Here is a 19,547-nt window from a genome sequence, read left to right on the forward strand (position 1 = left end):
AGTTATACCAATATGTCTATTTAATAGATATAAAAAATATTCATGAATAAATATACCCGTTATACAACAATACTTTGGACGCTTTTTATCGGCAGTCTATATACATTGTTTCTTTGGTCGTTACTGATACGTGTGAATTATCTCGGAGCATTTGGAGACATGCCGGATTTGGTAAAGCTAGAAAACCCAAAAAACGAATTGGCCTCTGAAGTGTATTCTTCTGATGGCGTTTTGTTAGGAAAATATTTTAGAGAAAACAGAAGCCCAGTTACCTATTCCGAAATTTCTCCTAATGTAATAAATGCATTAATTACCACAGAAGATATTCGTTTTAGAGATCATGCGGGCATTGATTTAAAAGGTGTTATGGCAATACCTTTTTATTTGATTCAAGGAGATCAGCGGGGATCTAGTACTATTACACAACAATTAGCGAAGAATTTATTTAAAACGCGTGGCATTCAAAAGAAAGGTATACTTGGTTATATTCCTGGATTTAATATTGTGATTGCAAAAGTGAAAGAATGGCAGTTGGCAATAACCTTGGAAAAGACCTATACAAAAAATGAAATCTTAGCCTTATACTTAAATACCGTAGATTTTGGAAGCAATTCATTTGGAATAAAAGTTGCTGCTAAAACATTTTTTCAAACGAGTCAAGACAGCTTGAGTATTTCACAAGCCGCAATGCTTATAGGTTTGCTTAAAGCTCCAACAAGTTATAGTCCCATTTTAAATCCAGAGAATGCACTCAACAGAAGAAATACTGTTTTAGAACTGTTATTTGATAATAAGTACATCACCAATCTTCAGTTTAATACGTTGAAAATCCAACCTGTAAAATTAGATTATGAAGTTGAAAAACATTCGGATGGTTCTGCTACGTATTTTAGAACAATGGTTAGCAAATACTTACAAGAATGGTGCAAAAAAAACAATAAAGATTTGTACGGTGATGGTTTGAAAATTTATACAACTATTGATTCTCGTATGCAAAATCATGCAGAAACATCCGTTAAGGAACACATGACTGTATTGCAGCGCAAGTTCAATAAACATTGGGAAGGAGAAAATCCATGGCGCTATCAAAACAAACAGGAAATCCCAAATTTTATAGAAGATATTGCGAAGAAGACAGATCGCTATAAAGCCTTAGAAAAGAAATTTGGCAAAGGATCTGACTCTATTATGATTGTTTATAAAACTCCTGTAAAAATGGCTGTATTCAGTTGGCAAGGAGACATTGATACCATAATGAGTCCGTTTGATTCAATCGCTTATTACAAACATTTTTTACATACAGGTTTCATGACGATGGATCCGTATTCTGGACACATTAAAACTTGGGTTGGCGGAATTGATTACAAACATTTTCAATACGATCATGTGCAACAAAGCAAACGTCAGCCGGGCTCTTCATTCAAGCCATTTGTATATGCAACAGCCATTGCAGAAGGAATTTCACCGTGTACGTTAATTCCTGACCTACCAATTACATTTAAATATCAAGAGGATGGAAAAGAAATTGTTTGGACACCTCGCAACGCGGATTGGGTATATTCAGGAGATTCGTTGAACTTAAGAAGAGGTATGGCGCGGTCTATAAATACGATTGCTGCCCGTTTAACAAATATGGTTGGTGTGGAGCCAATCATACAGATGGCTCATAAATTGGGTATTGAAAGTGCTTTAAAGCCTGTTCCTTCTATTTGTTTAGGGTCAAGTGATGTGAATGTATATGAAATGGTTGGGGCTTACAGTACCTTTTTAAATAAAGGAGTGTGGACAGAACCTATTTTTATAGAACGAATAGAAGACAATAGCGGCAATGTTATTTTTGAAGCCATTCCAAAGAGAAGAGACGCAATAAGCGAAGATGTTGCTGCAGTTATGGTGTACATGTTAAAGGGTGGTACAGAAGAAGGCGGAGGCACGTCTCAAGCATTGTTTCAATATGATATTTTTAAAGGAAATGAATTGGGTGGAAAAACCGGAACATCATCGAACTATTCGGATGGCTGGTATATGGGTATATCAACACACCTGGTTGGTGGTGTATGGGTCGGCGGTGAAGACCGCAGCATCCACTTTAGAACATCAGCAACAGGAGAAGGCTCAAAGACAGCCTTGCCAATATTTGGCTTATTTATGGAGAAGGTATATGCAGATACATCCTTAGATATTAAAGAAGGAAGATTTAAAATGCCTTCGAAACTGAGTATAAATATTAATTGTCCGCGTAGACCAGATCGAGTAGTGGTAGATAGTTTGGCAATTTCTGAGGAAGAAGATTTACTTCCTTCAGAAGAAATAGTCGAATAACTGACTTTTTATGTTACACAACAATTCGTTTTTAATATTTCAAATAATTTATAAACTATGGATGCATCTCCAATCATAAAAATAAAACCATTGGGTTTTCCATGGGAAACCTTGGATCCGTTTATTTTTTGTGTGCATCATAGAGATGAATTTCCAATCGGAAATGATGCAATGGGGCCTGCAGTATCCTTAGCTGGCAGAAACATAGGTCAAGATTTTTCTGGCAGAGACAAATGGAATATGTACCATGGTCAGACAATGCCTGGCTTTCCATATCACCCACATAGAGGCTTTGAAACTGTTACGGCAGTAAAAGCAGGCGTTGTAGACCACACAGACTCATTGGGTGCTGCTGGTCGCTTTAGTGCAGGGGATGTGCAATGGATGACAGCTGGTAAAGGAGTTCTGCATTCAGAAATGTTTCCATTATTGCATACGGACAAACCCAATCCGATGGAGTTGTTTCAGATTTGGTTGAATCTTCCCAAGAGAAGTAAATTTGTGCAGCCACATTTTAAAATGCTTTGGAAGGAACACATTCCTGTATTAAAAGAAATAGATAGCAATGGCCGTACGATAGAAGTGAATGTGATTGCAGGCGATTTAAAAGCAATACATGCATTAGCGCCAACACCAGATTCATGGGCGGCTGATTCAAATAATCATGTATCTATACTTACCATTAAATTGGATGCACAAGCTATATGGACATTGCCAAAGACAGAGGCTGGTGTCAATAGAATGTTATATTTTTATAAAGGTGGGTCAATGAAAGTTGCGTCCGCGGATGTAGCGGCATATCGCGCGGTACAATTAAAATCAGAGTTTGATGTAACGTTGGCAGCAGGAGATGAAGCGTGTTATTTGCTGCTGTTACAGGGTAAGCCAATGAATGAGCCAGTTGTGCAACATGGACCGTTTGTTATGAATACCGAAGCAGAAATAAGAGAAGCATTTGCAGAATATCAAAAAACACAATTTGGTGGCTGGCCTTGGCCAAATCATGAACAAGCACATGCACGAGAACGTGGGCGTTTTGCATTGCATGCGGATGGTAGGGAAGAGAATATGTAATAGTTTATTATACTTTTTAAAATATTTTTTCGTTTGTCTTTTATTGGTTACGTATTTTAATAATTAATTTATTCAGTATTAATTTTAAATCCATTTTTACAACCATTTTAATAGTGTTGATTTTTGTATCCGTAAACGGCCAGTCAATAAATAAAACGGTTATTCGGAATAACGACTTTGCTTTTGAATTATTTAAACAAACGTTTAAAAAAGATACAAGTGTTTGTCTTTCTCCTTACAGTATATCATTTACACTATCCATGGCTTACGCAGGTGCCCGAAATAAAACAGCCGCTCACTTGAGTTCTGTATTACATTATGATTTAAACCAGCAGAAATCAAATGAAGCATTTGCAGAAATTCAACGACAATTAAATTTATTTAAAGGAGATACTTCTATTAAACTTGCGATGGCAAATGCCATTTGGGAAAAAGAAAACGAACATGTGTATCCTGAATACATTGAACAACTAAATAAATATTATAATGCTCAGGTATATCCAATAACAAATGCAAAAGCTGTAAATGATTGGGTGAAAATTAAAACCAATAATAAGATTGATCATATTATCTCAGAAGAGGCCTTAAAGCAAGCCTAAGTAATATTAACGAATGCTATTTATTTTAAAGGGGATTGGCTTCATGAATTTGATGAGAAAAATACAAGAAAGGATACATTTAATTTAAGTAGAAATCGAAAATCTATAGTAGATATGATGTTTCAAAAAAACAAATTTAATTATTATCAGGATGAATATAGTCAAGTTTTAGAAATGCCTTACAAAGGCAATGAACTATCAATGATAATTGTATTGCCTAAGCCAGGATATTCACTTTCAGAATTAATGGACAATATGAACGCACAGACATTTGGTTATTACAAACCGGGTTTAGAAGAGAAAACGGTCAATCTTTTTTTACCAAAATTTAATTTTACATCAGAGTTTGAATTAACGACTGAATTAAAACAACTGGGCTTAATTGATCCATTTATTGGTAGTGCAGATTTTTCTGGGATAGCTCCAAAGGGGTTGTTCATTTCAAATGTTATACATAAAACATTTATTGAGGTAAATGAAAAAGGCAGTGAAGCAGCTGCAGCTACCGCAGTAGTAATAATCAGGAGTGTCCCCCCTCGAACAATAGACTTTAATGCCAATAAACCTTTTTTGTTTTTTATTGTTGATAAACAAACCGAAACAATACTCTTTATGGGCAGCGTTGTAAACCCTGCAGAAGTAAATGGAAAGAGTGTTAAAGTGTATACAGGACCTAGAAAAAGTGACGGCGACAGGCCTCCATCTCTAGGTTTTAAGGTCGTGGTTAAGATGCTATTCTAAAAAAAATGGTTTCACGTCGTTGTCGTTAAACATAGTAAACGTGAAACCAAATAAATTTATAACGCAGACAACGCAAATACATACATTCGTAAATCTTTCACCTTTCTATTTCCTTCTTCACTCCATTCAACACCGTAATTTTCTTGGGTATTGAGTAAAACAGTTTTTCCTTTTTTAGTTGAAACAGAAGCACCGATTTTTTTAGAATAGAAATTTATCAGTTCTGTTTTCAAAGCAACCAGACTGCTATCGTTTTTAGGATAAACAAAAATTTCTACAGAGCTTAATGCATCCTTATTAAACGTATACATAATATCTCCGTATTCCGTAGCGCTTAAATTAATGTTGTAGGTAATCGTTGAAGCATCTTGCTCAATTTTTTCTAAGGTAGAATCCATTGCTTGGGATTTTGTGATGCCCAATTTTTTACCTCTGAAAACACCCGAATCAGAAACCATTAATATTTTGAAGGATGAAGAATACCCTGCAAGTGGATCAATCATTGGGTCTGATACCGTTAGTGTATCAACCAAAACGATGTTTGTGTTTTCGTTGTAACTATCACACGAAAAAAATAAAGGGACAAATAAGGTACAAGCTAGTAGGCGAAAGATATGTTTCATGTTTTTATTTATTTTCTTTAATGGCTAATTGTCCGCAGGCAGCATCAATGTCTTTACCGCGGCTTCTTCTAATATTAACGATAATTCCTTTGTCAGTCAATATCTTTTTGAATTGTTCTAATTTATCAACAGATGTATTTACGAAATCTGCTTCTTCAATTGGATTGTATTCAATGATATTAATTTTGCAGGGAATGTTTTTTGCGAAGGTGTATAATTCTTTTGCATCTTGGGCGGTATCATTTACCCCATCAAAAACAATGTATTCAAAGGTTACAGAAGACCCCGTTTCTTTGCAGAAGTGTAATAAAGACTCCTTCAATACTTTTAAATTGTTGGTCTCGTTGATGGGCATGATGGTGTTGCGCTTCTCGTCATTTGCTGCATGCAGCGATAATGCCAACCGGAACTTCACTTTCTCATCGCCCAATTTGGTGATCATTTTAGCAATACCAGCAGTTGAAAGTGTAATGCGTTTCGAAGCAATATGTAGACCATCTTCTGCCGTTACTTTTTCTAAGCCTTTTACCACATTGGTGTAATTGAGCAAAGGTTCGCCCATGCCCATGAGTACAATATTGGAAAGCGGCAACTGATAATGTTCTTCTGCAGTTTCTTTTATCAATACCACCTGGTCGTATATTTCATATGGCTCTAGATTGCGTTTGCGATCCATGTAGCCAGTAGCGCAAAACTTGCACGTTAAAGAGCAGCCCACTTGCGAAGAGATACAAGCTGTCATTCGATCATCTGCAGGAATTAAAACACCTTCAACCAAATAGCCGTCGTGTAATTTAAAACCAAACTTTATTGTACCATCGTTACTCACTTGTTTTTGTGAAATGGTAATGGGGTTGATGGTGAAGTTGCTTTCTAATAACGCGCGCGTTTCCTTAGAAAGATTGGTCATGCTTTCGAACGAACGTGCAGAGCGTTTCCATAACCATTCGTATACTTGTTTGGAACGGAAGGCCTTTTCACCATTGGCTACGAAAAAACCGTTAAGCTCTTCCGCATTTAAACTTCGGATACACTTTTTTTTGATTTCTGTGGTAGAGGTTTGCATTGTACAAAGGTACAACATTCAAAGCATTAATATACTTGACCTCTTAGATGAACAAATCAAAAATATGTATGAAATATTGTCATTTGTCAAGCGAATAATTATATTGAAACAAGAACAATTGACAGTTGAAGATGCTGAATTTCTGATAAATAGAGACAAAATGGCCGTTTTGAAGAATGGAGAATAATTGGATTGTCGTTTGTTGAATAATATAAAGGAGGAAAAAAAATATGAATTTAAATAATTATACGATTAAAGGGCAGGAAGCATTTCAAAAAGCAATGGAAATTGCTGCTGCCAATGAACAGCAATCTATTGAGTCTGTTCATTTATTGAAAGGAATTATCATTGCAGATGAAAACGTTGTTCCTTTTTTATTTAAAAAAAACAACATAAATCCAGTAACATTCCATCAAACATTGGATGCCGTAATTAAGACATATGGTAAAGTTACTGGTGGTAGTCCGTATTTATCAAACGATGCTACGCAAGTATTGAATAAAGCTACCGCCTTGGCTAAAGAGTTTGGTGACGAATTTATTTCAATCGAACACATGTTGCTTGCTTTGGTTTCAGGTAAAGATAAAGCCGCAACTTTATTAAAGGATGCAGGCCTTACTGAAAAGGGTTTGCGTACTGCTATACAAGAGTTGAGAGGTGGAAGTAAAGTAACTGATCAGAATGCAGAAGGAAAATACCGTTCACTTGAAAAATATTCTAAAAACTTAAATGATTTAGCACGCTCTGGTAAAATAGATCCGGTTATTGGTCGTGATGAAGAAATAAGAAGGGTGCTACAAATCCTTTCGAGACGTACAAAAAATAATCCAATCTTATTGGGTGAGCCAGGAGTTGGTAAAACCGCCATTGCTGAAGGCCTTGCACAGCGTATCGTTTCGGGTGATGTACCAGAAAATTTAAAAAGCAAACAATTGATATCCTTGGATATGGGTTTGTTGGTTGCGGGTGCAAAATATAAAGGTGAATTTGAAGAACGTTTAAAATCGGTAATCAAAGAAGTTACTGATTCGGATGGAGAAATCATTTTATTCATTGATGAGATTCATACCTTAATTGGTGCTGGAGGTGGAGAAGGTGCGATGGATGCGGCGAACTTATTGAAACCTGCGCTTGCACGTGGAGAACTGCATGCAATTGGTGCAACAACATTAAAAGAATATCAAAAATACATTGAAAAAGATAAAGCGCTGGAACGTCGTTTTCAAGCGGTAATTGTAGACGAGCCCAATACGCAAGATGCAATTTCAATTCTTCGTGGAATTAAAGAAAAGTACGAAGTACATCACGGTATACGCATACAAGACGATGCAATCATTGCAGCAGTTGAACTTTCTCAACGTTATATTAGCGATCGTTACTTACCAGATAAGGCAATCGATTTGATGGATGAAGCATCTGCGAAATTGCGTATTGAATTGGATTCGATGCCGCAAGAGTTGGATGAAATACTTCGTAGAATTATGCAATTAGAAATTGAACGCGAAGCGATTCGTAGAGAAAACAATAAAGAAAAAGAAACGCTTCTTTCGCGGGAGCTTGCTGAATTAGGAGAGCAGAAAAGCCAGATGATGGCGAAATGGCAAGAAGAAAAACGTGTGATTGATGGTTTGAAACAAGCGAAGGAAGACATCGATCGTTATAAGATGGAAGCGGATCAAGCCGAGCGTAATGGCGACTACGGAAAGGTTGCAGAAATTCGTTATGGTAAAATTCAAGAGGCAGAAAAGCATCTGGAAGAATTCAGTGCGCAGTTACAAGAACTGAAAAAAACCTTAGGCTCTTCTATGTTGAAGGAAGAAGTTACACCTGAAGATATCGCAGAGGTGGTAGCAAAATGGACGGGTATACCTGTTTCAAAAATGTTGCAAAGCGAGCGCGAAAAATTATTGCATTTAGAAGAAGAGTTGGGTAAGCGTGTAGCCGGACAAGCTGAAGCGATAGAAGCGATCTCCGATGCCGTAAGACGGAGTAGAGCCGGTTTGCAAGATCCGAAGCGTCCGATTGGTTCGTTTATTTTCTTAGGAACTACAGGTGTAGGTAAAACCGAATTGGCAAAAGCATTGGCTGACTATTTATTCAACGACGACAATGCTATGGTGCGTATTGATATGTCGGAGTATCAAGAGAGCCATGCGGTAAGTCGCTTGGTTGGTGCACCTCCAGGATATGTAGGGTATGACGAAGGTGGACAATTAACTGAAGCCGTTCGACGTAAACCGTATTCTGTAATTTTATTGGATGAAATTGAAAAGGCCCATCCGGATGTGTTTAATGTACTCTTACAAGTATTGGATGAAGGTCGATTGACAGATAATAAAGGCCGTGTAGCGAACTTTAAAAATGCCATCATCATCATGACATCCAATATGGGTGCGCATATCATTCAGGAGAACTTCGATAAGTTAACTGCAGCAAACGAAGATGAAGTAGTTGAAGAAACAAAAAATCAAGTTGTTGATTTACTCCGTAAAACCATTCGTCCGGAGTTTTTAAATCGGGTAGATGAAATCATCATGTTTAGACCACTTACTCGAAAAGAGATTCGTAAAATTGTTGGCATCCAATTTAGTTTGATTCAAAAACGATTGGATGAAAACGGAATTAAAATCGAAGCAAGTTCTGAAGTATTAGATAAATTAGGTGAATTGGGATTTGATCCACAGTTCGGTGCACGTCCCTTGAAACGAGTGATGCAACGATTAATTTTAAATGAATTATCGAAAGAAATTCTTTCTGGAAGCATTCAAAAAGAAAGCGTTGTAGGCATAACGTTGGATGATAAAGGCGATTTACAGTTTCTGAATTTGGATAAAGTTTCTTTGTAAGTCGAAGGCTCAATGCTAAAGGCTTAAAGCTTTTTTTACATATAATAATGAGAGTCGTTGGTTTAATTACCAACGACTTTTTAAAAATAGTCATCAATAGATACACATGTAAAAAATAAGTATTCACGAATTTTCAAGTGAACTAAAGGCTTTACTTAAGATAAATAAAAAATATGTATCCAAAATATTTGACACCAAGCGAATTTGAAGTTTTTAAAATTGGAGAACAAATTTTTGAAGTTCCTAAATGTATCTTAAAATTCGAAAAATGGGATGGCGAACCTGTAAAAGAAACTTTTGGAGGGAAAGTAATTATTAAGATTAATGAAAAACCCATGTTTGCTGAATTAGCAATCATGCAATATTTTATAGCAGATGGCTGGGAATCTCGTTGGATTGAGACGTATGGGAAAAGTAAAATGGAACCGATTTGTTTATCTGAATGGGTAGATGATAAATATAAAAATCAGATTCACAATCCAATTACAAATGGCTCTATTCAAACATTATTAAATAGTATAGCAACGGCAAATGGAAATTCATTTTCTGGATGCTGGGATGTAATAGGTTGGAAGAACGATAAAATAATATTTGCAGAATCAAAAAGAACAAAAAAAGACAGCGTTCGTTCGACACAAAATAATTGGTTAATGGCTGGATTAAAAAGCGGGTTATCACTCAATAACTTTTTAATTGTACAGTGGGACTTTTGAAAAGTGGGATATGATAACAATTACTTCCCCTTTTAAGATTTATCGTTAAAATAAATCTTAAAAATAACCTATTTAATTTCAGCTAAAAGCGTTCCGCTTTTAGCCTAAATCAAAAAAAGAGACCCTATTAAGAGTCTCTTCTTCTATTTTTTTAAGAACAGCAACTAAACGATGTTCGCGGGGTTTGCTGTTTTTCTATATACAAAATCACCACCACAGATGTTGCGGCGAACGAATCTGCCTGGAACATCTGAGTTTAATAATTTATTGTAGATGTTGCTTGGCACATCAAAGAACTCATACACGCTACCATCAGAATATTTTACTTCCAATACACGTGCTTTGTAGCGATAATCGAGCATGCTTGCATTTGTGATGGTATGCATGAATTCTTCCTTAAACGATTCAACTGTTTCAGGAGCAATGCTCATCAAGAAATTATATGCTTCGATAAAGTCTTTACTTTTTTCTTCGGCTTCTAACTTTGCTGTTTCATTGTCGTTGAATTTATCCGGATGCCATTCTTTCATGAATGTTCGGTAAATGGTTTTTAATTCCTTTAGTTCAACGGTTTTATCTACGCCTAATAGTTTTCTATAATCGGCAACTTTTTTCATATTAATTCTTTTCCAATCTGTTATTCTTTACAAATATAACCATAAAGTATAAAGAAAAGGACCTTTTGAACTTATAAAAGAAGAAAAGTCCAATTCTTCGATCAAAAAATAACAAAAATAGGTAAGTAATTTAAGAAACCATGAACTGTAAGTCGACTGTAAACGTATAAATTACAAGTATACTTAGGTATAATTAAGTAGTAGAATGTAATTTAATTATAAAATTATGAAACCAGAAACCATACGCATGTTATCAAGATTGATCTTGACACTTGCAGCTGTTTACAATATATTTTGGGGGATATTGATTTTAATACAGCCTACTGTAATTTTATTTGATGATACCAATTCCATATTTGTCACCATTGTATTGCAATGTGTTGGCATGCTTGTAGGGGTTTATGGTATTGCCTATTACTTTGCTTCGTTGGATCCTGCACGTTACTGGCCACTAGTATTGGTTGGTTTAATCGGTAAAATCTTAGGGCCAATTGGAGCGTTAAATTATATTTTTTCCGGACAATTAGATCCAGATTTTTTCTGGGTAAATGTGTTTAATGATATCATATGGATTTACCCATTTAGCTGGATTTTGTATCATGTATATAAGAAGAATCTGCCATATAATGGAGGAGAAGAAGAGGACGATGATGATGATGATGATGATATTATGTAAACATTCGTTTTACATAATAAAAAAACACCACGATCTAAGTGGTGTTTTTTTATGCTACATACTTTTAATAAGTACATCCAACTCATCTGTGCTGTCTGGAGTGTCTGATATTTCTGTCACATCAATAATTAAATTAAACGTTTTTTCTTTTTTATCGAATGTGTTAAGTCGCGCATAGCACATCCGACCTTTGGTATTTACAAACAAAACTATATTTTCAGAATTGGGATTTAGAGTAATTTCTTTAGCGAAGCTCCATACTGAGTTTAAGTTTTTATCAATCATATAAGTTGTTGTCGACTCATAGTATTCACCCGTTACACTATTTCTGAATCTTGGAGTAATAATCATTATTTCAGGTAATACATATAATCGATCACAGTTCCATAGGCCAAGTTTGTTGATCGCCAAACGTCTAAGAATTACATCTTGTTGTTTATGTTTTTTTACATCATTTTTAATTTTTTCAACTTTTTTTTCATCCATAGGACGGTTATTATAATATGAAAAATATATTTCTTCGTTTATTTCGCACATAGCATCTTTGCCCGCAACTTTCATATAGGCATTAAATTTTGTGTGCTTGAATTCAAATGAAATTAAATACATATTCAGTGGCGACTCCCTTTGTATGATTGATGCCTTTATAAATGTGTCACTCTCAAATGCGGATGTTACTTGCTTTTCTTCTCTGGTACTACATCCCACCCAAACGCTTTCTTTATACATGTTGAGTTCGGGGAATTGATCCGTTGAAACAGTAAAATTAAAATTGTTGTTTTTATAACTACAATCAGGTCTTACGAGTGTGATTGTTTTTCCATCAATGACACGTTTGTTGGCTTCTATTGCAATCCATTCGACATTTATTGCTGCAGACGCTGCCGCTAATTGATTTGCATTTACTTTCTTCGAAGGAAGTGTTGAATTAGATTCGTTATTTGAAATAGGCAATGAATCTGTTGTTTGAACCCATTCATTTATAATCGGATCGAAATAATACAAGTTGAAATTTGCATCTCGATTTTTTGAAGGAACCTGTACCTGAATATCTTTGCCTGTTGCAAGTGATAGTTCTTCATTATTAAATGTTGCTGAAATCGAAAACATTCCCGCTGATTCCATTTGAATGTAATCCTTTTGTTTTTTGTATTGCATACGAATACCTGACACCAGAATATCTGCGGGATTATGATATTCGGAAATAGCAATTTGCACTTCCCCTTTAGGATTTAAGCCATCTTTTTTAACAAATGCATTTGCAGGAATTGAAAATAGTATTCCTTTTTTTGAAGTAAGGATGTTTTCTTTTAAAGGGTTTATTAAAAAAACTTTCTTATTACCTGATATATTTGAGATAACAGAATCTGAATTTTTTTTTTGTTCTAAATGAGCGGTAGTGCTTAATTGTTCTCTATTCTTTTTGGTCTCGCATGAGCACATAAAGCTACAAACACTTATAAGGGATAATAAAAGATCGTTTTTCATACTCATCGCAGTACTTGTTTGATGTAGTATCCTAATGCAATTTTTTTTAAAAGATACAGTGCTTAAAATATTAAAAATGAGTATGCTATTGGGGAATGTTCAATTGTAAGAGGTCGCAAAACAGACGATACAGTCCATGTTTGCGAGGTATTAATGAAATTTTGCATATTAAGTATGTGTTAACAGCAATCCTATATCATAACAGTTATATAATAGCTACATAATTTCTTCAGAATCTACGCATCGTACTTTTGATGTAAACAAAAAAACTAATTGTTATGAAAAAAGGTTTACAGAGCATACTTGTTTGCTTTGGCGTTTTGCTTACTGCTCAAGTAGAAGTAGCAGCGCAAGTTGTCAAGCTCCAAGATTATGTGAATAATAATTCGGCGCTAATTGGGACATTTCAAAATATAAATTACCATGAAGCAGGTTTCTCAGGCCTTTACCCAATAGCAGGTACTAATGGTTCAGAATTTTGGACTGTTTCTGATAGAGGAGTAAATGTAGATGCTGCAAATGCGAACCCTGCCGCTTGTCATCCTACTTATGACAAGATTTATGGATTTGCAAACTATGCACCTAAAATTCATAGAATTCGCGTGCATGGTGACTCTATTCAAATTTTGCAAACAATATCAATGAAGCGTCCAAATGGAACAGGCGCTACGGGTTTGTTAAATCCTACAGGTTTTGGTAGTACAAGTGTTGAGCAAGCTTCCACTGATACTGTAAAAAATTGTACAAATTTTAATGCGAAGATTGCACCTAAAGATATTTGGGGTATAGATTCAGAAGGTATCGTAGTTGATAAACAAGGAAATTTTTGGATTTGCGAAGAAGGTGGTCCAACAATTTGGAAGTTGAATTCAAATGGTGTTGTCGTAAACCGATTCACTCCTTATGGAAATTTAGTGGGTAAGGAAGCGCAAGACATTGCGATTGATACCGTATTTAAATATCGTAAAAATAATCGTGGTTTTGAAGGTATATCCATTACACCAAGTGGTAAAATTTATGCCATGATACAAAGCCCATTATTAAATCCGTCAAAATCAGTTGGGGAGGCTACTCAAGTTCATCGCTTGTTAGAAATTGATCCAGCTACAAATACAACAAAAATGTTTGTGTATTTGAATGAAGGTATTATTGGAACCGGCGGAGATCAAATCCGTTTGAAAGATTGGAAGTTAAGTGATATGGCTGCTATCAGTGATACTACTTTTTTAGTTATTGAAGCGGCATTAAGAGGAGCAACGGATAAAAAAAATATTTATAAAATAAATATTAAAGATGCTACTCCAGTAACAAATGCATTGTATGGTGGTAAAACAGTTGAAGCGTTAGTAAATCTTGCTGGTTTGACTACAAATAATATTGTTCCCGTTAAAAAAACACTTTTCTTAGACTTATTTACAGTAGGTTGGGATCATACATTAGAGAAAGCAGAAGGCTTAGCGATTATCAACGACAGTACAATTGCAATTTGTAACGACAATGATTATGGACAATATTCACCTGATGAAGATGGCGTAGCAACTGCTTTAAATATTAAGTCTCATTTGGTTACATATAGATTAAAAGGCGCAAATAAATTAAACAATTACAAAACACTTGTACCTTATTTGGCACAAGGAAAGACTGGCGTAAGTACTTCTCAGACTCCGTACCTATTACCAGCTATTCCAGGAGTTGAGTTTACTTCCATCTTAAGTGTGAAAGATGATGTGAATGGTTATAAAATGGTTGGTATACCAGATGGTCTTGGAGCATATGACAACAACGATGGTACATTTACGTTGTTGATGAATCATGAATTAGGCGCGGATAAAGGAGTAGCACGTGCGCATGGTGTTATGGGTGCATTTGTATCGAAGTGGGTAATTGATAAATCAACATTGTCTGTAGAGAGTGGTTCAGATTTAGTGAACACTGTTAAACTATGGAACGGAACTGGTTATACAACATACAATACAGCAAGCCCTCAGCCTACACCATTTAATAGATTTTGTTCAGCAGATTTAGCTGCACCGACAGCATATTATAATAGCGTAACACAATTGGGTACGCAGGATCGTATTTTTATGAACGGTGAAGAAGGTGGCGAAGGCCGTGCAATTGCTCATATTGCAACAGGTGCAGAAGCAGGTGTCGCATATGAACTTCCCGCATTAGGTAAATTTTCATGGGAAAATTCAGTTGCAAGTCCTATTGAAGGCAACAAAACAGTTGTTGGCGGTATGGATGATGGTAACGGTGGTCAGGTTTATTTCTATGTTGGAACAAAAACCAATACAGGTTCCGTAATTGATAAAGCAGGTTTAACAAACGGTAAATTGTTTGGTGTTGCAGTAGCTGATTTGAAAATGGAAACAAGTGCTGGCGTACCTACTGCAAAAACAGCATTTACGTTAAAAGATTTGGGAGATGTTAAAGCATTATCGTTGACACAATTAAACGATAATAGTGTTGCTGCAGACGTAACAACATTCTTACGTCCGGAAGATGGTGCATGGGATCCAAAGAGTCCGAATGATTTTTACTTTGCAACAACGAATTCTATTACATCACCAAGCCGTTTATGGAAGTTAGCGTTTACAGATGCATCAAATCCTGAACTTGGCGGAACAATCACAGCAGTTCTTGATGGAACAGAAGGTCAGAAAATGTTAGACAACATTACTATTGACAATTATGGTCATGTATTAATGGTTGAAGATGTTGGTGGTAATGCACATATTGGCAAAATGTGGCAGTACACAATTGCTACAGATGCAATGAAAGTCATTGCTTACCATGATAGCACAAGATTCATGAATGGAGGTGTAAACTTCTTAACACAAGATGAAGAAGCATCAGGTGTTATAGATATGGAAGCGATCTTAGGTAAAGGCATGTTCTTAACAGTTGATCAAACACACTATGGTATTGCAGGTGAATTTGTAGAAGGTGGTCAGTTGTTGGCTTTCAAAAATCCAGACACTAAAAATAGCAGCAACATTGTATCTAGTGGAAATACTGGTGCTAGCACAACACAAAATCCGTATTTATTACCAGCTTTTCCAGGAATGGAATTTACTTCAATCCTAAGTGTGAAAGATGATGTGAATGGTTATAAAATGGTTGGTATACCAGATGGTCTTGGAGCATATGACAACAACGATGGTACATTTACGTTGTTGATGAATCATGAATTAGGCGCGGATAAAGGAGTAGCACGTGCGCATGGTGTTATGGGTGCATTTGTATCGAAGTGGGTAATTGATAAATCAACATTGTCTGTAGAGAGTGGTTCAGATTTAGTGAACACTGTTAAACTATGGAACGGAACTGGTTATACAACATACAATACAGCAAGCCCTCAGCCTACACCATTTAATAGATTTTGTTCAGCAGATTTAGCTGCACCGACAGCATATTATAATAGCGTAACACAATTGGGTACGCAGGATCGTATTTTTATGAACGGTGAAGAAGGTGGCGAAGGCCGTGCAATTGCTCATATTGCAACAGGTGCAGAAGCAGGTGTCGCATATGAACTTCCCGCATTAGGTAAATTTTCATGGGAAAATTCAGTTGCAAGTCCTATTGAAGGCAACAAAACAGTTGTTGGCGGTATGGATGATGGTAACGGTGGTCAGGTTTATTTCTATGTTGGAACAAAAACCAATACAGGTTCCGTAATTGATAAAGCAGGTTTAACAAACGGTAAATTGTTTGGTGTTGCAGTAGCTGATTTGAAAATGGAAACAAGTGCTGGCGTACCTACTGCAAAAACAGCATTTACGTTAAAAGATTTGGGAGATGTTAAAGCATTATCGTTGACACAATTAAACGATAATAGTGTTGCTGCAGACGTAACAACATTCTTACGTCCGGAAGATGGTGCATGGGATCCAAAGAGTCCGAATGATTTTTACTTTGCAACAACGAATTCTATTACATCACCAAGCCGTTTATGGAAGTTAGCGTTTACAGATGCATCAAATCCTGAACTTGGCGGAACAATCACAGCAGTTCTTGATGGAACAGAAGGTCAGAAAATGTTAGACAACATTACTATTGACAATTATGGTCATGTATTAATGGTTGAAGATGTTGGTGGTAATGCACATATTGGCAAAATGTGGCAGTACACAATTGCTACAGATGCAATGAAAGTCATTGCTTACCATGATAGCACAAGATTCATGAATGGAGGTGTAAACTTCTTAACACAAGATGAAGAAGCATCAGGTGTTATAGATATGGAAGCGATCTTAGGAAGAGGAATGTTCTTAACTGTTGTTCAAGCACATTACGGAATAGCGGGTGAATTTGTAGAAGGCGGACAATTATTAGCGTTCACAAACTTCGATACGAAATATCCTTTGGTTGTTGACCCACCGACAGGAGTAGACATTTCTGAATCGTTGGTTTCAATAATTAAACTATACCCAAATCCTACAAATGATGTTGCAACAATTTCGTTGATACTTGATAATAATGTGCAGGTAACTGTTGCAGTTTACGATGTCCAAGGAAGGGTAGTATTACCAATAGTTATAGAGCATTTAGAAAGTGGAGAGCAACATATTTTGTTAAATACTTCTTCATTAAGTAATGGAACATACTTGGTAGATATAACAACAGAATCCTATTCTAAAAAATTAAGAATCGTTGTAATGCATTAATATTTTTTTTAATTGTTGAAACGGGTTACGTATTAAAACGTAACCCGTTTATTTGTTTTCGGAATATAAATTAAAATGAAAAAAAATATAACATTAATTATACTCGTAACTACATTAATTGTATCTATTGCGTTTATATTTAAACCAGATTCAAATGATGTCGCAGATTATCAAACACTCTATTCTAATAGAATAAAAGAGTTTAAACAAAAACAAATAGGATTGGTTTCATTAATCGATGAATGCGATTTGTCTAATGAAGAACAACTTGAAAAAATAAAAATTAAGATACAGCAAACACGGGTTCAATTAAAAGGAATTGATTTTTGGCTGCGTTATTTAGAACCTATTTCGTATAAAAAAATTAATGGTCCATTACCTGTAGAGTGGGAGACCGAAGTATTTGAAAAGCATGAAGCTCCTTATAAAAGAGAAGCCGCTGGATTAACCTTAGCATATTTATATATAGAGGAGGACGAAATTGACAAAATAGAACTGAAACGGTTGATACAGGAATCTGTTGAGGCAACGGATGTATATCTTGCTGATTCTATTACAAAACAATTGGATAGCTACCACCATTTTTATTTGTGCAATCGATTGTATCTGCTGAATTTGGCAGCAATTTATACAACAGGTTTTGAGTGTCCCGATACTGAACTGGTGCTGCCAGAATTATTAAGCATGTTGAAAGATGTTCAACATATGTATGGATCATATAATAAACGTTTTCCTTCTGCAACGTTGAATGATGAATATTTGAATCTGTATAAAAAGACAATTGAATTTGTATTTAATCAATCGAGCGAAATAAATGCGTTCGACCATTTTACATTTATTCAGCAGTACGTAAACCCACTTTATGTATTGAATCAAAAAATGATTCTTGAATATAAAGTTTCTAGTAAAAGTATGGTGGATTATTCTTTGAATAAGAATAGTACATCTATTTTTGATAAAGATTTGTATTACGCTCAAAATGCAAAAGGTGTTTTTTCTCGAGTAAGCGATACTGTAGTATTAAAGGAGATAAATGATCTGGGTAAACTGTTATTTTATGACCCCATCTTATCAGGCAATAATATGCGCAGCTGTGCTTCCTGTCATTTGCCTACACAATATTTTACAGATACTATAAACCAAACAGCTCTACAATTTAATCGTGTAGATCGTTTACCGAGAAATACACCTTCCCTTCTGAATGTTCGTCAAAATCATTTATTGATGTTAGATGGTGCACATAGTACAATGCAGAATCAAGCGAAGGGTGTAATGGTAAACCCTGTGGAAATGGGAAGTACAGAACTTGAAGCATTGCAGAAAGTATTGAACTGTAAAGAATACACTACGCGTTTTACAAAGTTATTGAAATATACGCCTCAGGAAAAAGAAATTACTGTTGATCATCTTACAGCGGCGCTCACAATATATTACACAAAATTTAGTAACAGCTATGCACCATTTGATGAAGCGATGATTGAAAAGAAACCTATAGATCCAATGGTGCAGGAAGGATTTAATTTATTTATGGGCAAAGCACAATGTGCTACCTGTCATTTTGTTCCTCAATTTAATGGTGTAAAACCACCCTATGTGAATTCTGAATTTGAAGTGATTGGCGTTCCTAAAGATAACTTATTTACAGCCTTAAGTACCGACAATGGCCGTTCATCGATTTATCCTTCGGATGAAATGAAGAATGCATTTCGGACAGGGTCTATTCGTAATGCTTCGTATACAAAGCCTTATATGCACAATGGTGTTTTTAACAACTTGACAGAAGTAATAGAATTTTATAATAATGGGGGTGGTGTTGGCAGAGGCTTGACTGTTTTAAATCAAACGTTGAGTTCTGATTCCTTGCAATTAACACCGCTTGAAATCAAAAAAATTGTTGTATTTATCGAAGCATTAAATGAAAAAATTACATTTGAAAATCCTCCTGTACATTTACCAGTTTCAAAAGACAAAATGCTGCTGGAGCGTAAAGTTGGAGGAATATATTAAGTAATAAGTAATAAGTAATAAGTAATAAGTAATAAGTAATAAGTAATAAGTTGTCAATGCCTATATAGGGTTGACCGTTTTAGTAGACTTAAATAATAATTA

At 35.5% G+C, this 19,547-nt stretch carries 11 protein-coding genes and 1 pseudogene; 8 read left to right on the top strand and 4 right to left on the bottom strand.

Going from position 1 to position 19,547, the window contains the following annotated elements; all coding sequences use genetic code 11:
• Positions 1-42 precede the first annotated feature (42 nt).
• From Q0543_RS14505 to Q0543_RS14515, 3 genes and pseudogenes are all read left to right on the top strand, one after another.
• The gene (locus tag Q0543_RS14505; protein ID WP_299254651.1) at positions 43-2,322 is read left to right on the top strand and encodes a transglycosylase domain-containing protein; all 2,280 of its coding nucleotides are present in this window, start codon (positions 43-45) and stop codon (positions 2,320-2,322) included.
• 57 nt (positions 2,323-2,379) lie between these two features.
• Entirely contained in the window at positions 2,380-3,396 is a 1,017-nt protein-coding gene (locus tag Q0543_RS14510) for a pirin family protein (RefSeq protein WP_299254654.1), read from the top strand.
• A gap of 113 nt (positions 3,397-3,509) precedes the next feature.
• Positions 3,510-4,736 (top strand): annotated as a pseudogene (locus Q0543_RS14515) (serpin family protein).
• Between the two features lie 56 nt (positions 4,737-4,792).
• Here the strand turns inward: Q0543_RS14515 and Q0543_RS14520 are convergent.
• Both Q0543_RS14520 and rlmN read right to left on the bottom strand, forming a co-directional pair.
• Positions 4,793-5,359 (bottom strand): hypothetical protein, encoded by a 567-nt coding sequence (locus tag Q0543_RS14520; RefSeq protein WP_299254657.1) that lies wholly within the window; start codon positions 5,357-5,359, stop codon positions 4,793-4,795.
• 4 nt (positions 5,360-5,363) lie between these two features.
• Positions 5,364-6,425, bottom strand: coding sequence for a 23S rRNA (adenine(2503)-C(2))-methyltransferase RlmN (rlmN, locus tag Q0543_RS14525; RefSeq protein ID WP_299254660.1), 1,062 nt, complete (start codon positions 6,423-6,425; stop codon positions 5,364-5,366).
• Positions 6,426-6,655: 230 nt separating this feature from the next.
• Here rlmN and clpB point away from each other — a divergent pair, with 230 nt between their 5' ends.
• Positions 6,656-9,271 carry an ATP-dependent chaperone ClpB gene (clpB, locus tag Q0543_RS14530; protein ID WP_299254663.1) on the top strand — a complete coding sequence of 872 codons (2,616 nt, stop codon included), beginning with the start codon at positions 6,656-6,658 and terminating at the stop codon, positions 9,269-9,271.
• A gap of 173 nt (positions 9,272-9,444) precedes the next feature.
• A complete protein-coding gene (locus Q0543_RS14535; RefSeq protein WP_299254665.1) occupies positions 9,445-9,984 on the top strand; it encodes a hypothetical protein in 540 nt (179 codons plus the stop codon).
• A gap of 164 nt (positions 9,985-10,148) precedes the next feature.
• Here the strand turns inward: Q0543_RS14535 and Q0543_RS14540 are convergent, their stop codons facing one another.
• Positions 10,149-10,601 (bottom strand): KTSC domain-containing protein, encoded by a 453-nt coding sequence (locus Q0543_RS14540; protein WP_299254669.1) that lies wholly within the window; start codon positions 10,599-10,601, stop codon positions 10,149-10,151.
• Between the two features lie 226 nt (positions 10,602-10,827).
• On the opposite strand from Q0543_RS14540, the gene Q0543_RS14545 reads away from it, so the two are divergent.
• Positions 10,828-11,277, top strand: coding sequence for a hypothetical protein (locus Q0543_RS14545; protein ID WP_299254671.1), 450 nt, complete (start codon positions 10,828-10,830; stop codon positions 11,275-11,277).
• Between the two features lie 54 nt (positions 11,278-11,331).
• On the opposite strand, the gene Q0543_RS14550 is transcribed toward Q0543_RS14545, so the two are convergent.
• Complete coding sequence (locus Q0543_RS14550) at positions 11,332-12,765, bottom strand: hypothetical protein (RefSeq protein ID WP_299254674.1); 1,434 nt, start codon at positions 12,763-12,765, stop codon at positions 11,332-11,334.
• 278 nt (positions 12,766-13,043) lie between these two features.
• Between Q0543_RS14550 and Q0543_RS14555 the strand changes: the two genes are divergently transcribed.
• Together Q0543_RS14555 and Q0543_RS14560 are read left to right on the top strand one after the other, a co-directional pair.
• Positions 13,044-17,438 carry an esterase-like activity of phytase family protein gene (locus Q0543_RS14555; RefSeq protein WP_299254676.1) on the top strand — a complete coding sequence of 1,465 codons (4,395 nt, stop codon included), beginning with the start codon at positions 13,044-13,046 and terminating at the stop codon, positions 17,436-17,438.
• Positions 17,439-17,513: 75 nt separating this feature from the next.
• On the top strand, positions 17,514-19,445 hold the full coding sequence (locus Q0543_RS14560) for a cytochrome c peroxidase (RefSeq protein ID WP_299254678.1): 1,932 nt from the start codon (positions 17,514-17,516) through the stop codon (positions 19,443-19,445).
• Positions 19,446-19,547 lie beyond the last annotated feature (102 nt).

The sequence above is a fragment of the uncultured Cytophaga sp. genome (assembly GCF_937863595.1).
Taxonomy (GTDB): Bacteria; Bacteroidota; Bacteroidia; order Cytophagales; family Cytophagaceae; genus Cytophaga.